Genomic DNA, 16,238 nt, shown 5'->3' with positions numbered 1-16,238 from the left:
AAAAAAATGAAAACCGGAGGCATAAAACATGACAATTTTAGAAACGGCAGTTATAGAACTGAAAAATTACATCAACGGTAAATGGCAGTCTGCATCTTCAAATGAAGTAATCAAGGTAATTAATCCTGCAACACAGGAAGTCATTGCAAGGGCTCCGCGTGCCACAAAGGAAGATACAGAAAATGCAATCTCAGTTGCGAAAGCAGCTTTCGAAAGTGGAATCTGGTCAGGCTTAACAGCACAGGAGCGTGCTTCCTACCTATATAAAATTGCGGATAAAATTGATGAACGTGCGGAAGAGTTAACGATTCTTGAAACAATGGACAACGGGAAACTTAAAACAGAGGCGGGTTTCGATATTGCTGATGCCGCGGCGTGTTTCCGTTACTACGCTGGCTTAATCCTTCATCCAGAAGGTGAAACTTACCAAGTTCCCGCTCCCGTGCAGGCGATGGTTGTTCGTGAGCCAGTAGGTGTAGCCGGTTTAATTGTACCTTGGAATTTCCCTCTTTTAATGAGTGTCTGGAAAATCGCACCGGCACTTGCGGCAGGTAACACCATTGTTTATAAACCGGCTGAATTGACACCTGTAACAGCAATGAAATTATTTGAAATCCTAGAGGAAGTAGGCATCCCTAAAGGTGTGGCTAATATGGTGATGGGCCGCGGCACTGTTGTCGGTCAAACAATTGCAGAAAGCAAGGACGTTGACATTGTTTCATTTACGGGAAGTACGGATGTTGGCCGCTCTATCATGAAAGCGGCCGCGGGCAACTTAAAGAAAATTTCACTTGAGCTTGGCGGTAAATCACCTAACATCGTTTTTGCAGATGCAGATTTAGAAACAGCCGTCGATTACGGATTATTTGGCATCTTCTTCGGTGCCGGCCAAGTATGTTCATCAGGTAGCCGCATTCTAGTTGAAGAAAGTATTTATGATGAATATGTCAAACAGTATGTGGAACGCGCAAACAAAATCAAAGTAGGGCCTGGCCTTGCAGAAGACAGCAACATGGGGGCAATTGTCAGTGAAGCGCAGATGAATAGCATTTTGAACTATATTGAAATTGGCAAACAGGAAGGTGCGACACTAGCAGCAGGCGGTTACCGTCTTGTTGATGAAGGCCTTGACAAAGGATACTTCATTCCACCGACTGTCTTCACCGATGTAACACCTGACATGCGCATCGTACAAGAGGAAATCTTCGGTCCAGTCGTTGTCATCCAAAAGTTTAAAGATGAAGAAGAAGCTATTAAACTTGCAAATGATACTGACTACGGCCTTGCAGGCGGCGTCTTCACTAACGATGGCGCAAAAGGATTGCGCGTGATCAAGAAAGTACGGGCAGGCATCACTTGGGTAAATGATTATCATCCAACATATGTCGAGGCGCCATGGGGCGGTTACAAACAGAGCGGGATCGGACGCAGTTTAGGAAAATACGGCTTGGATGAATACCAGGAAATTAAACAAATCAACATTAATCTCGATGTAAAACCGGTCGGCTGGTTCCCAAATTAATCATATATCAGAGAGGAAGCAACCTGCTTTCTTTAATTAAACAAAAAAACCTAATCCAAATACGGATTAGGTTTTTTCATACTGCCGAGAAACTTTTATAGCCCTAAAAAGGAATGTAAAGATGTTGTTTCTTAAGCTAATAATTACTGAGAAAATGGATTTGAGCATATAAAACACCATTGGTATGTTGAACTACCCACCACTTATCGGCTTACGGTCTGAGTGAAGTAGGTGATGCCTAAGAACATTAGACGGGGGGCCATAGCTATCATACCGAGTAAAGTTATGACGATTAAATGAAAAACCCGCCTAAGACATTTCTTAAGGGGAAGGGAGGCTTTTATCTAACTTATTATATACTATGTTTCCTTACCAATTCGATGTGAAGGAGGGAAGGTCATGTTGCCAAGGATGACATCGAAGTCAGCTCCGGTAGCCTTGGGAACGTTACTTGTATTACCATGGAAAGTCTCATTTGCAAGTAAAGCGAAGGCCACCGCTTCTTTCGCTTCAGAAGAGTATCCCAACTCTTCTTGAGTCAGGACTTGTATATAATTTCCAAGAAGTGATTGAATCATATTTAATAACGTTTTGTTGTAGCTGCCACCGCCGCCAATAATCACTTCTTCAATATTGGTCTTTGGAAAGATAAAATTTCGATAGTTCTCCACAATGGACTTTGCTGTAAACATCGTTACAGTTGCTAAAATATCTTGACTAGGAAGTGATTCAAACATCTTTAATAGTTTTACTACATATTGCTGGCCAAACAATTCCCTGCCAGTTGATTTTGGCGGAGGGGTCATAATATAAGGATGACTGATACAATAAGATAAAAGTTCGTCATTAATTTTTCCTTGTTTAGCTATGTCACCAGCTTCATCATAGTTTATATTGAACAATTGGCGGCATACTCCATCAATGATCATATTCCCAGGCCCTGTATCAAAAGCATACATGTCATTAAGCGAAGCTTGCTTCGGTAAGACGGTTACATTTCCAATGCCCCCTATGTTTTGAAGTAATCTTCCCTTCCCTTCACTTCTATAAAGAATGTATTCGGTAAAAGGAACAAGAGGAGCTCCTTGTCCACCAGCAGCCATGTCCATCGTACGAAAATCGGATATGACAAGAGTGTTTGTATCGTGAGCAATTACTGCAGCTTCCCCAATTTGCAACGTGGAGGGTATATAATTTTGTTCTTTTAAAGGCTGGTGGTAAATCGTTTGGCCATGGGATCCTATAAGATCCAGTTTATCAATTGGAAATCTAGCTTTATGACAAACTTCCTTCACCGCATTGGCAAATAATTTTCCTAATTTAAAATTCAAACTGCATATTAACTGCACATTGGATGTGTCCGCAGATAAAGACTGCATAATTTCTTTTTCAATATCTTTTGGAAAAGGGCATGTCATGAACTCAATCACTTCCAGTTCAGTCTCGAGTCCACTATTATCCACCCGAACAAGTGCGGCATCAATTCCATCCAATGATGTTCCGGACATTAATCCAACTATGTACATCATCATTCCACCTACTTCGATTCTTTTATAATCCTGATTTAGCATGAACAGTATATGATACTAAGATAAGACCATTTCTAACATATTGTTTAATATATATCTTACGTCCATTGTTCACTGACATGCGCCACTTGAACCGTAAAGCTATTTATTGAAGATTATTTTACGTTTATATTAATCTGTTTAGTTTGTTTACTTTCATTGTGGGTTCGGTCTAAGGCAGTCACAACATATGTGTAAGTCTTTCCTTTTTCTACACTGGGGTCATTAAACAATTGACGTTTATTTTCTTTATGCACTGTGGCAAGTAAGTTCGTTGAGTCATCTATATTTCCTTTTTTCTTCCCATCAAAACGATAAATGGCATAATAGGATGCATCTGATTGCTTGTGATCGTGAATTTCAAATTGTATTCCATCTCCAGCTTGTGTTGCCTTGCTCACCTTTGGAGCCTTTGGGGCATGATCATCAATCCAAGGCATTGCAGGAACCAATGCGGGATGCTTATAAATATCCTCGCTTAAGCGATTCTTTATCCCAAGGGGGTTTTTCCGTAAATCTTTGGCACTGAAATGCATGCTTCCATCAAATTCCTTATATGTTCGATTCAGTTTTAACTGGTTTGGCATTTCTTCAGGATTGAACCAGTTTTGGACACCATTGGACTCTGTATTAATTTTATAGTCTCCTTGTCCAATATAGAGTTGAACATTTTTACCCTCGACTTCTTTTGTCCACCAATCAAGAAGTTTGGCGTAGTCAGCTACTGGCAATCCTATATTCCAATATAATTGAGGGGCAATGTAATCAATGTATTCATTATTGATCCACGTTCTGGTATCCGCATATAAATCATCGTAATTCGTTTGTCCAGCGGCAGTGTCAGATCCTGTGGGATCAACTGCTTTGTTGCGCCAAACTCCAAATGGACTTATACCAAACTTCACATATGATTTTTCTGCCTTGATTTCTTCATTTATACTCTTAACAAGGTTATTTACATTATCCCTTCGCCAATCCTCCACATTTGTAAATCTATCTGCTCCATATTTTTGATAGGAAATTTCATCTGGGAAAGGTACTCCTGCAATCTTGTAAGGATAGAAATAATCGTCCATATGGACTGCATCAATATCATAATTTTTAACAACTTCCATTATTCCATCGATCACAAACCGTTGTACGCCAGGAATGCCTGGGTCAAAGTACAACTGTTGTCCATATGGTATGACCCAATTCGGGTGCTTTCTAGCAGGATGAGATTCTGGAAGATTATCAATATCCGATAATTCAGCTGTCTTACCTAAAGGCATGGTAATGCGATATGGATTAAACCAGGCATGAAATTCAATATTACGATCATGTGCCGCCTCTACCATGAATGCAAGAGGGTCATACCCAGGGTCTTTTCCTTGGACTCCTGTTAAATATTTTGACCAAAGACCGTATTCAGAAGGGTAAAAAGCATCTGCAGTTGGTTTAATTTGCATAACGACAGCATTCATCCCCATTTGCTTTTTGTTCATCCAAATATTTTATGAATTCTTCTTTCTGTGCTGATATGGATAAACCAGGTTTGGACGGCCAGTCAATATTTAACACACTTGCAATCCAAGTTGCCCGCAGTTCCTGTTTTACATAAGTAGTTGTTTGCGGGATTGTCCCTGATTCTGCATTTGCAATCAAATCAGCTGGAAGGAGAAGTGATCCTCCCACCAAAGCGGCTAGTGCCAATGAACCGAATTTTTTCTTTGTAATTCTTTCATGCATCAATAGTACAACCTCATTTCATTACTAATATTTATATTTAATTATTTGTAAGCGTTAACAAATAATTAATATATGTATTTATCACCTATGAAAACTGAGATAAAATCCAACAATAAAAATGAATCGTAGGTTTGGTTCACGAAATGGCTACTCGGTTCACCTTTATTTTTACAGAAAGATAACAATCAATTAGTTACCTTACATTTATTTTAAAATTAATTTTTAAAAATGTATACACAATATTGAAATTAATTTTTAATAATGATATATTCTCTATAGCTAAAAAAGTTTCACCACTTTCACCACTGAAATAAAAAAGGATGATATGTATGCTAGAGCATTTAACGACAGAGCGTCGTAATGAAAAGACCATGAGTTTGGATGAAATGGGAACACTTGAATTTTTAGAGGTAATGAACGAAGAGGACAGTAAAGTTGCCCATTGTGTGAAAAAAGAACTTCCGCAAATTTCTAAAGCCGTGGAGATGATCGTCGAAGCCATGAATAAAAACGGCAGATTAATTTACATGGGTGCAGGAACAAGCGGGCGTATCGGTTTATTGGATGCAGTAGAATGTCCACCGACATTCAATACCGATCCGAGTGAAGTAGTGGGTCTTATAGCTGGTGGGGAAAAGGCTTTCATTAAGGCAGTTGAAGGTGCTGAAGACAGTTTTGAATTAGGTCCTGAAGATTTGAAGAAAATCGAATTAACAAACAGGGACGTCGTAGTGGGCATTGCGGCTAGTGGACGCACTCCATATGTTATTGCTGGCTTGGAATATGCCAATCAAGTTGGTGCAGGAACTGTGTCGATAAGCTGTAACAAAGGTTCTGAGATAGGTAAGATTGCAAAAATTGCGATTGAAGTTGTAAACGGGCCTGAAGTCCTGACGGGTTCTACACGTTTAAAAGCTGGAACATCGCAAAAGTTAGTATGCAATATGCTTTCCACCGCCTCAATGGTTGGAGTGGGTAAAGTTTATGGTAATTTAATGGTAGATTTACAGTTAACTAATGAAAAGCTAGTTGAACGCGCAAAACGCATTATCATGGATGCTACTGACTGTAGCTATGAAATTGCAGATGAATTTTTAGAAAAGGCACATGCCCAGCCCAAAATTGCAATTGTCATGATTTTAACGAATGTATCGTATGAAGAAGCCTCAAATCGTTTAGTGAAGGCACAAGGATTCATAAGAAAAACGATTTAATGCCTTTAATAAAAAGGCTCTTTTCGTAAAGATTGTTGTTTTTAAAACGAAACTATTTAAGGTCGATTGGAGCGGAAGTGCGAGACTCCTGCGGGAGCAGCGGGACAGGTGAGACCCCACAGGCGTTTACGCCGAGGAGGCTCACCGCCCGCCCCGCGGAAAGCGAGCATCTGGAGGGGAAATCAACCACAACTCACTACCTGGTAAATAGCAACAAAGTATGTGAAAAAAGCCAATAAAAAAAATAAAAAAAATTGGAGGAACAAAGAATGAAGGTTTTATTCGTATGTTCAGGTGGAATGTCTAGTGCAATCGTTGTAAGCGCTTTAAAAAAGGAGGGGGAAAAACAGGGTGTAACTATAGAAGTATTGGCAGTCGGCACTCAAGAATTTGATGCAGAAGTACGAAATGGCTGGGATGTTGCAATGGTAGCTCCGCAAGTCAAACATCGTTTCGATGGCTTTAAGGCATCTGCAGATGAAGCGGGCGTCCCATGTGAAGCCATACCAGCTCAAGCTTACAGCCCTCTTGGCGGACCTAAGCTACTAAAACTGGTAACGGAACTAGCAAAATAATAAACTAATTACTATTTCTTTTCACTAAACGTAAAAGGGGAAAACACGAATGGACAAGTTTGTAGCTTTTTTAGAAAATAATCTTTCAACACCTATGGCTAAATTGTCTGAGCAAAAACATTTACGTGCAATTCGGGATGGTGTGGTTTCTGCGTTACCATTCATCATTTTTGGCAGTTTATTCTTGATCATTGCATTTCCGCCCGTTGCAGCAGATACTGCATTAGGTGAATGGTCTGCAAAACATATAGCAGAAATTTTAATACCATATCGATTAACGATGTTTATCATGACGTTATATATTACTTTTGGTATAGGCTACAGTTTATCTCAAAGCTATAAACTTGATCCGCTATCTGGAGGTTTACTATCATTGGCAGCCTTCTTGTTCACAATTGGTGTAAAGATGATGGATGATGTGGGGTTTGTTTTGCCAATGACAAATCTCGGGGGCCATGGTCTTTTTGTAGGAATGCTTGTATCCATTTTTGCAGTCGAAATTTTACGTCTTTGTAAGACAAAAAATATCACAATTAAAATGCCGGATTCTGTTCCGACTTCAGTAGCCCGTTCATTTGAAGCATTAATACCAGTTACAATCGTATTGCTTGTTATGACTTTAATTACAGTCGTTTTTGCTGTTGATTTACATTCACTCGTTGATAAAGCAGTTGCACCACTCATCAGTGCAGGCGACACATTGCCAGGTGTATTAATTCCAGTATTTTTGATTACATTCTTCTGGTCATTTGGTATTCATGGCGTTTCAGTGGTAGGTGCCGTAGCTCGTCCGGTATGGGAAGTGTACTTGGGGAATAACTCGGCGGCAGTTGCAGCTGGAAAGGCAATTCCCCACATCGCTCCTGAAACTTTCTTCCAATGGTTTATTTGGATTGGCGGGTCTGGTGCAACTTTGGGTTTAGTAATTGCCATGCTCTTAACGGCAAAGTCTACCTATAGTAAAGCAATGGGGAAAGCAACAATTGTTCCAAGCATTTTTAACATCAATGAACCTGTTATCTTTGGGATGCCAATTGTACTAAACCCGGTACTGATTATTCCATTTATCATTACACCGCTAATTGGTGCGACACTTGCATATATTGCAACATCCATCGGACTTGTGAACCCGACATATGTAATGGTTCCCTGGACATTGCCCGCTCCAATAGGCGCCTACCTTTCAACTGGCGGTGATTGGAGAGCCATCGTTCTCGTGATGGTGAATTTAACCATTTCCGTTATTGTGTATCTGCCATTCTTTAAGATGTACGATAAAAAGCTTTTAGCGCAGGAAAACATGGTAGAAACAACAGATAGTAAAAATATTGCTTTATAAGGATTGCCTAAAAGGGAGTTTGGAACTAAATGCTCCAAACTCCTTTTATGAATTGAGAGGGGGGAAAGGACATGAATTCAACTTCCAGAATCCACTTTTTTAGTTACAAAAGTGCCTTTCTATTTTTTAGCTTCATTCTTGTTTTTAATTTTATTTTTAACAGATTAATGGATGCCTTTGAGATAAATAAACAATTCTCGCTATACTTGGGAAATACCTTTGCCATAAGCACAGGATTGACGATGGTTGTTTGTTTTGTTGAAGGTAAGTTTAAAAACAAGAAACAAGCATCACTATTATTCTTGTCTTTATTAGCGGTAAGCGCACTGGTTTGTTATGCAATCATCTATAAATGAATGAAAAATTCAGATTAGCTTACGATGAGGTGTTAGGGGAATGGAAATGAAAAAAGGGCTGAAGATTGCCACAATTGGTGGAGGCTCCAGTTATACGCCAGAATTAATAGAAGGATTTATAAAACGATATGATGAGCTGCCTATTAGGGAACTATGGTTAGTGGATATTGAGGCAGGAAAAGAAAAACTGGAGATTGTAGGAACCTTGGCAAAACGTATGGTTGAAAAAGCAGGACTTCCAATGGAAATACATCTAACGTTAGACCGCCGTCAAGCCTTGCAAAATGCTGATTTTGTCACAACGCAAATGAGAGTGGGTTTACTTGATGCACGAATCAAGGACGAGAGGATCCCGTTGGAATTAGGCTTAATTGGTCAGGAAACAAATGGTGCAGGAGGATTGTCCAAAGCATTACGAACTATCCCCATTCTTCTGGAAATTGCAGAAGAAATGCAGGAACTCTGCCCTGATGCATGGTTAATTAATTTTACAAACCCAGCGGGGATGGTAACGGAAGCCCTTCTCCGCTACAGCAAGCATAAAAAAGTCATTGGTGTATGCAATGTTCCATTTAATATGCATATGTCTATTTCTAACATGCTTGGTGTTGATATGAAAAGAGTGCACATAGATTTCGCAGGGTTAAACCATATGGTATTCGGGATGCATGTGTTCGTTGATGATCAAGAAGTAACAGATAAAGTGCTTGAAATGCTGGGCAATCCTGAAATTCAGCTGACGATGAAGAATATTGCCCCATTAGCTTGGAACAGAAGGTTTTTGAAATCTTTAGGTGTTGTGCCTTGCCCGTACCATCGTTATTATTACAAAACTAAAACGATTTTAGAAGACGAGTTGGAAGCATTCAAATCTGGGGAAACTCGAGCAGAAGTTGTGAAAGAATTAGAAGTAGGTTTGTTTGACCTATATAAGGATGAAACCCTTGACATCAAGCCTCCACAACTAGAGCAGCGCGGTGGAGCTTACTATAGTGATGCAGCGTGTAATGTCATTTCTTCTATTTATAATGATAAAAAAGATATTCAAGTGCTAAATGTACAAAACAAAGGATCGCTTACTGATATTGATTATGATTCAGCTGTCGAAGTAAGCTGCATTGTCACCAAAAATGGACCAATTCCTTTGGCTATGGGTAAATTACCCGTACAAGTGCATGGCTTGATTCAACAAATCAAATCATTTGAAAGAATTGGTGCAGAGGCAGCCGTTACAGGTTCTTATGATAAAGCATTATTAGCTTTAACGATTAACCCGCTTATTCCAAGTGATGACCTGGCGGAAATGGTTTTACAAAAACTGTTAAAAGTGCATCGAGAATACTTACCGCGATTCTTCAGTGAAAGTGCAGTATCGACATCAAGTTTCGTTGGATTACAGCAATCCAATGAAACTTCATAATCTAACATAAAATTGGAGTGTAGTGATATGTCAACTGAATTGAACAATAATGAAATGGAAATTTTTGAAATAATATCACATAGTGGAAATGCAAGAGGATTAGCATTCGAAGCACTAAAAGAAGCGGAAGATTTTAATTTTGAAAAGGCAGAGGATCTAATTAAACAGGGCCAGGAAGAATTGAACTTGGCCCATAAGACACAAACCAAGCTCATTCAAGCAGAATTGAATGGAGTTCCAAGTGAGAAAACTTTATTAATGATTCATGCACAGGATCACTTGATGACGGCAATGAGTGAACAAAAACTAATTGAACATATGATTCGCATTGTAAAAAAGCTAGCCCCACAACAGTAAAGAGGTGATTAAATAATGGGTAAACTCGGTATATCTATCTATCCAGAGCATTCAACCGTTAAAAAAGATATGGAATACATTGCACTTGCACACAAATATGGATTCAAAAAGATCTTTACTTGCTTGCTTTCTGTCGAAGGTGACAAAGAAAAGATTTTAAAAGAATTTAAAGAAACGATTCGTTTTGCCAATCAATTGAATATGGAAGTGATGGTCGATATTGCTCCCCGAGTATTCGGTTCACTAGGCATTTCTTATGATGACTTATCGTTTTTTGCAGAATTAGGTGCGTATGGAATCAGGCTGGACATAGGTTTTACAGGTAACGAAGAGTCGATTATGACACATAATCCATATGATCTAAAAATTGAAATAAACATGAGCAATGCAACAAAATATTTAGAAAATATTATCGATTACAAACCAAATAAAGAGAATTTAGTTGGATCGCATAACTTCTATCCTCATCGCTATGCAGGATTGGGCTATCCTCATTTTATAAAATGCTGTGAGTCATTCAAAAAGCATAATATCCGCACGGCAGCTTTCATAAGCTCCCATGCAGCAACGTACGGACCTTGGCCTATAATGGAAGGATTATGTACATTAGAAATGCACCGGGAATTACCTATTACAACTCAAGCGAAACACTTGTATGCGACAGGGTTGATTGATGATGTAATTATTGCGAATGCCTACGCATCTGAAGATGAATTGAAACAGCTTAGCCAGTTAAACAGAGGTCTATTAACATTTAATGTTAACCTTCACGAAACCATAACAGCTTTAGAGAAAAAAATAGTATTGGAAGAATTCCATTTTTACCGTGGAGATGTTTCCGATTATCTTATTCGCTCGACTCAATCACGCGTGAAATATAAGAGCGACGAATTTAAACCAACATATACGCCTGATATAAGACGCGGTGATATTTTAATTGAAAATGAGCTCTATGGACAATATAAAGGGGAATTGCAGATTGCATTGAAGGAAATGAAGAATTCGGGAAAAACAAATGTAGTGGGCCGAATAGCAGAAGAGGAAATTTTTCTCCTCGATCATTTGGAACCATGGGGGAAATTCCAATTCAATATTAAATGATCAGGGAAGGAACGGTGATATTCCTTCCTTTTTTACTGAATAGGAGAATGATATGAATTATATTATCGGTGTTGACGGCGGGGGCACTAAAACTGAAGCAGCGGCTTTTGATTTAGATGGTAATAAAATAAGTGAAGGCAAAGCTGGGTTTGGAAACCTGCTTATAAATGAAAAACAAGCCATCGCCAACATTATACAGGCAATTGAAGAAAGCATAGCTCCTATTGATAATGGTAGCTGCCATTACATTTGCTTAGGATTAGCCGGGTATGGAGGAGTTGAAAATCCGCAGGGCATAAAAAGTGCATTAAGAAAGGCATTTAATGCCCCGTTCACGATTGTAAATGATGGAATTATCGCTCATGCTGCTTTACTAAAAGGAAATGATGGCATTTTGACCATATCCGGAACTGGATCTGTAAGTATCGGCATCCATAAAGGTATCGAGAAATCGGCTGGTGGCTGGGGACACATTCTTGGGGATGAAGGAAGTGGCTATTGGATCGCCATGCAGGCTTTTATAAAAATGACGAAAGAAGAGGATGAGGGAGATGACTATAGCCTTTTAACCGAGACAATACTTAAAAAACTTGGGCTTCATAGTGTTATGGAACTGAAGAAATTCATTTATTCCGCCACGAAATCCGAGATTGCCGCGTTTGTTCCCCTAATTGTCCAACATGCGGAGGAGGGCGATGGTTCCTCGCAAAATATTCTGAATCAGGCCGGGTACCACCTTTCAAAACAAACGCTTAAGGTTATCAAGAAGTTAAAGTTAAGTGAGAATGTTACAATTGCAATAAAAGGTAGCATATTGACAAATATACCATTGGTGCAAAGCTCTTTCATCAATCATATTAAACTTGAAAACCCAAATGTGAAATTTGTTGTAGAAGACGTATCAGCTACCTTGGGTTGTTACTACATAGCAATGAAGCATTTAAAGTAAGTAAAGATCAAGGAGAGTAAATCATATGCCCGTCGAAAATATTATATTGAGAATTGAAAGTTTATTGAACCAGTTGCCAAAATCAGAAAGGAAAATTGCACAATATATCTTAGAAAATCCACAAGAAATTATAAGAATGACGATACATGAATTAGCTGACCATGCCAATGCCAGCAGTTCGGCCGTAACGAGATTTTGTCATTCTATAAAAGTTAACAGTTTTTCGGAACTGAAGGTATCCCTATCATCCCTAATTTCCCAACCGGAGAAAAAAGGTTTCCATGACATTGAGCCTAATGAAACAATAGCGTCCATTAAAAATAAAATAGTCTCCAACTCTGTACAAGCTATACAAGAAACGGCACATTATTTGGATGAGGCCGTTCTTGACAATATCATTGAAACCATGAGGGGTGCAGATGTAATTTATGTCTATGGTTTAGGAGCTTCATGGCTCGTTGCTGAAGATATTACACAGAAATGGCTACGGTTAGGAAAGATTGTAAGTGCCAATCAAGACCCGCATATTACGGCCACTGCGCTTGCTGCATCATCAAAGAACACCGTTTTTTTCTGTATATCCAATAGTGGCGAAACTGAAGAAATTCTGGAACTCGTTGATATTGCTAAAGCATATGGAATTAAAACAATTGGTTTATCGCGGTTGGGGAACAATGGACTAACTAAAAAAGTTGATATGTCCCTAAATCATGTACGTGCACCGGAGGCTAAGTTCCGAAGTGCTGCAACAAGTTCGCTTTTTGCACAATTTCTAACGGTCAGCATTATTTTCTATGCGTATGTTTCAAAATTTTATAATGAAAATAAAAATGAAATTGAACGTTCAAGGGAATCTGTATTGAAATTCACCAAAAGAAATTTGGATACTTGAAGGAAGAGGATTTAAAAATGAAGGAGGAGGGCATTCGCCTGGATTGTGAATGCGCAGATATATGCGGTAGAATCAAACATAGGATGTACGCTTTTTCAAGGAGTAAAGAAACGTTCCAGGATTTGGCCTAATTAAAACAGAGAAAAAGCCCTCCAAAAAGGTTTTGAAGGGCTTTTTGGCTGGCCAAAAATTAAAAACATGTTTTTCCATTAATCGGCTTTTTTGATTACTCATGGTGTTTAGCATAAGAAGATTATTAGTAGGCGATACCTACACGTGATTTTATATAATCGCTACTTTTTATTAGACTAAATGTAAACTCTGCTGTATCCGGCACGGATATTTCTACGCCGTCCTCCGGCAAAAAATTACCTTCTACACGATATTTACCTACACTTTCCCCATCCGGCAAATACGTAGGACAGACAATAGTCCATTCGAGTGGTGACTGTTTGAGCATATCGTAAACTTTATGATGTTCTATCGCTGCACGGGTAGACTTACGCTTTGATTCACTTGACTGATAACGCAATGAATTTGGTGTGGTTCTGCTTTGCAGGATACCTGCAGTTCCTATAGTGATAATTCGTTGTATTCCTTCTTCTTCCATTTCTTCGATAATTAGTGGCATACTTTCTGATAGAGTGGTTGTACCATCAGTATTCAGCGCACTAATAACTACATCAATCCCATGCATTGCATGTGAGATATCACCTTTATTTAAAACATTACCTTGGATAATAGTTAAATTTTCACAATTTATTTGAAGCTTCTCTGGATTTCGAACTAATACAGTAACATGGTGTCTATCATGAAGGGCATAAGTAACTATTTGACCTCCAACTCGTCCAGATGCACCCAAAATTAAAATATTCATGAGAATGAACCTCCTTTTTACAAATATTACACTACACTTTAAAAGTTATTATATCGTCTTTTTCAACTAATGAAAGCCTTAGTGCAATAAGTCATCATATGGATAATCAAACTTTTTTATAAAGAAAAATTTAATACACCGAGTGATCGGGTTTTTTTTTTATTTCATTAAAAGAAAAGGGGATATTAGTTGAACGATAAAAATACATCAAAATGCGAAAGGAGTATGTTCTTTGGGGTTAACTTCGATTTTAATTGGACTTTTTGGAGCTATATTAGTTATTCTTCGTTTTTCCGTTACTAATGGTTAGAAAATATGGGAAAGGTTCACCTCCGTATAAGTGGTCTTATTGTATATTTGGTCTATTAATTATCAATTGGATATTATACTTTACAGGTTTATATACATTGCTTCCTGTTAATGTTGCAGACTTAATTTTTATCCCAATATGGTTTATTGTTTGTGCTTTAGGTGCCTTATTTACAATATTTGAGTTTAAGAACAACAAAGCCTTTGCGGTTCCGCTTGCTGGTTTTACTTTTATTAGCTTTGTTTTCGCTTTATTCTTAAACGGTATATCACAGATGTAAACAAAAGGGCGCGATTCTGGAAATAAGAATCGCTTTTCTTAACGAACTAACTTTATTATAAAAAATTGATATTTAATCAATAGAAACCCGTTATTTTGAATCCTTTTTCAAAATAACGGGTTTTTATTTGCTGTTTTTTTAAGGGGTAAAGGAGGATCTTTAATCAAACTTTATTTTAAATCAACACCTGATTTGCTAAGACAATTTTCGAAACTTAAAAGCCGGATTGCGTTTAACCGATGATCAAACGCAAACACGCCTAAAAAACCAAGCGATTCGAGAAAAGAAGAAAGGCATTGTCATGAAGGAGAAAAGTAAGCACTTGATGGGTATGAATGTCTACATAACGAATACATCACCAGAAGAAGTTCCCACTGACTATGTTCATTCCCTCTATTCCCTGCGTTGGCAAATCGAAATTTTGTTTAAACATGGAAGTCATTCTTTGAAATCGATGAATGCAAACCAATCAAAAAAGAACGCCTTGAGTGCCATTTATATGGCCAACTCATTGGCATTCTCCTCTGTTCTTCTACCATGTTTCAAAGGCGACAGTTACTTCTTGAAAAGAAAAAGAAGGAATTGAGTGAATATAAAGCTATTTATATCATCAAAGACTATTTTTTACTGCTGTTTCAAGCGATACAAAAAAGCACACAAGAGCCATCAAAGATTCTACTTCGCCTGTTTGTCCTCCTACAGAAAAATGGGCGAAAATCCCACCGTTATGAGAAAAAGACAGTCTTTGATATATTGGGTGTTGTCTATCAGTATACCGTGTGTCACAAGAGTGCAGCATAGCGCAAAAAAATGACCTATCGGAGGCTTATTTTGTATGTCTTTAGTTAATTGCATGAACGATTATCTTGTAGAAATAGATCTACTTTAAGTACTCATTGGCGTTAGCTTAAGGGGATGGGGTATCGCCAGCATTTCGGAAAAAAACCACGTTAAGCATATTTCAACACAAAATAGCCGACTTTAACTCCCCCTTTAAGGCTAAATCGGCTGTTTTATATTCAAAACTTAGTTGTTTGTAATATCAAAAGAAAATGTTTCTTTAAGTCCCTTTTTCCCGTCAGAAGTGATTTTTATTGCTCTTGTTTTAGGTAAACGTTGAACCCAATTTAATTCTAATAGTCTTTCTAGAAGGGCATTTCCTAATGCTCCCGCAAGGTGGTGACGTCTTTCACTCCAATCTAAACATTTGTGTGTAAATGAACGACGCTTTTTCTTAACCCTTTCAAGATCAATTTGAAAAGTTGTAAAGAATGACTCTCCTTTTTCAGTAACAGTAAACCCGTCCTTTTCTTCATAAATAACACCTATTTTAATTAAATAATCTGTTAATTTTACTCCTAAATTCCCTGCAAGATGATCATAACATGTTCTTGCAAAACGCATCTCTTTTTCTTCCGAAGCCTGTTTTAATGATTTAATTTCAATTGGTGGAGCTATTGATAAAAATGACTCTATAACTTGAGCAACTTCTTGATTTCGAAGTCCATAATATCGATGTCTCCCCTGTTTTTCAACTGTAACTACATTCGCATCGACCATTTTTGTCAAATGGAAACTAGCCGTCTGTGGTTTGATTCCTGCCATATATGCCAATTCGCTTGCAGGATGGAATCTACCGTCTAATAAGACTGTTAATATTGCTGCACGAGAAGCTTCACTCACAAGAGTAGCAATCATTACTACATTTGGATTTGCGTTCACTTTAATTCCCCCTAATTTAATCCATATT

General features: G+C 38.2%; 13 protein-coding genes and 2 pseudogenes. 11 read left to right on the top strand and 4 right to left on the bottom strand.

The annotated features are described in order from the left end of the window. Window positions 1-28 precede the first annotated feature (28 nt). Complete coding sequence (locus UP17_RS14810) at window positions 29-1,522, top strand: aldehyde dehydrogenase family protein (RefSeq protein ID WP_061463759.1); 1,494 nt, start codon at window positions 29-31, stop codon at window positions 1,520-1,522. A gap of 359 nt (window positions 1,523-1,881) precedes the next feature. Here UP17_RS14810 and anmK read toward each other — a convergent pair whose 3' ends face one another. After that, window positions 1,882-3,048 (bottom strand): anhydro-N-acetylmuramic acid kinase AnmK, encoded by a 1,167-nt coding sequence (gene anmK, locus UP17_RS14805; protein WP_061463757.1) that lies wholly within the window; start codon window positions 3,046-3,048, stop codon window positions 1,882-1,884. Between the two features lie 158 nt (window positions 3,049-3,206). Beyond that, window positions 3,207-4,818, bottom strand: a pseudogene (locus UP17_RS14800) (glycoside hydrolase family 10 protein). A gap of 329 nt (window positions 4,819-5,147) precedes the next feature. Here UP17_RS14800 and murQ point away from each other — a divergent pair. From murQ to UP17_RS14755, 9 genes are all read left to right on the top strand, one after another. Then, window positions 5,148-6,032, top strand: a complete 885-nt coding sequence (gene murQ / locus UP17_RS14795) for an N-acetylmuramic acid 6-phosphate etherase (RefSeq protein WP_061463756.1) — start codon at window positions 5,148-5,150, stop codon at window positions 6,030-6,032. Between the two features lie 269 nt (window positions 6,033-6,301). Beyond that, on the top strand, window positions 6,302-6,607 hold the full coding sequence (locus UP17_RS14790) for a PTS sugar transporter subunit IIB (protein WP_061463755.1): 306 nt from the start codon (window positions 6,302-6,304) through the stop codon (window positions 6,605-6,607). Between the two features lie 49 nt (window positions 6,608-6,656). Then, the gene (locus UP17_RS14785) at window positions 6,657-7,946 is read left to right on the top strand and encodes a PTS sugar transporter subunit IIC (RefSeq protein WP_061463754.1); all 1,290 of its coding nucleotides are present in this window, start codon (window positions 6,657-6,659) and stop codon (window positions 7,944-7,946) included. A gap of 71 nt (window positions 7,947-8,017) precedes the next feature. Further along, on the top strand, window positions 8,018-8,302 hold the full coding sequence (locus UP17_RS14780) for a hypothetical protein (protein ID WP_061463753.1): 285 nt from the start codon (window positions 8,018-8,020) through the stop codon (window positions 8,300-8,302). Between the two features lie 40 nt (window positions 8,303-8,342). Next, window positions 8,343-9,722 carry a 6-phospho-beta-glucosidase gene (locus tag UP17_RS14775; protein ID WP_081108838.1) on the top strand — a complete coding sequence of 460 codons (1,380 nt, stop codon included), beginning with the start codon at window positions 8,343-8,345 and terminating at the stop codon, window positions 9,720-9,722. Window positions 9,723-9,749: 27 nt separating this feature from the next. Continuing rightward, window positions 9,750-10,079: a PTS lactose/cellobiose transporter subunit IIA gene (locus tag UP17_RS14770; RefSeq protein ID WP_061463752.1), complete on the top strand. Its 330-nt coding sequence runs from the start codon at window positions 9,750-9,752 to the stop codon at window positions 10,077-10,079. Between the two features lie 15 nt (window positions 10,080-10,094). Further along, a complete protein-coding gene (locus UP17_RS14765) occupies window positions 10,095-11,180 on the top strand; it encodes a DUF871 domain-containing protein (protein ID WP_061463751.1) in 1,086 nt (361 codons plus the stop codon). Window positions 11,181-11,232: 52 nt separating this feature from the next. Then, window positions 11,233-12,129, top strand: coding sequence for an N-acetylglucosamine kinase (locus UP17_RS14760; RefSeq protein ID WP_061463750.1), 897 nt, complete (start codon window positions 11,233-11,235; stop codon window positions 12,127-12,129). A gap of 25 nt (window positions 12,130-12,154) precedes the next feature. Beyond that, a complete protein-coding gene (locus UP17_RS14755; RefSeq protein WP_061463748.1) occupies window positions 12,155-13,021 on the top strand; it encodes a MurR/RpiR family transcriptional regulator in 867 nt (288 codons plus the stop codon). Between the two features lie 256 nt (window positions 13,022-13,277). On the opposite strand, the gene UP17_RS14750 is transcribed toward UP17_RS14755, so the two are convergent. Beyond that, window positions 13,278-13,898: an NAD(P)-dependent oxidoreductase gene (locus tag UP17_RS14750; protein ID WP_061463746.1), complete on the bottom strand. Its 621-nt coding sequence runs from the start codon at window positions 13,896-13,898 to the stop codon at window positions 13,278-13,280. A gap of 819 nt (window positions 13,899-14,717) precedes the next feature. Between UP17_RS14750 and UP17_RS14740 the strand changes: the two are divergent. Further along, a pseudogene (locus tag UP17_RS14740) lies at window positions 14,718-15,289 on the top strand (transposase); the annotation flags it as partial. Window positions 15,290-15,514: 225 nt separating this feature from the next. Here the strand turns inward: UP17_RS14740 and UP17_RS14735 are convergent. Further along, on the bottom strand, window positions 15,515-16,210 hold the full coding sequence (locus UP17_RS14735; protein ID WP_061463742.1) for an ArsR/SmtB family transcription factor: 696 nt from the start codon (window positions 16,208-16,210) through the stop codon (window positions 15,515-15,517). Window positions 16,211-16,238: the final 28 nt, after the last annotated feature.

Source organism: Peribacillus simplex (assembly GCF_001578185.1).
Lineage (GTDB): Bacteria > Bacillota > Bacilli > Bacillales > DSM-1321 > Peribacillus > Peribacillus simplex_A.
The sequence above is the reverse complement of the archived record's forward strand: the minus strand, read 5'-3'. Positions and strand labels throughout refer to the sequence as shown.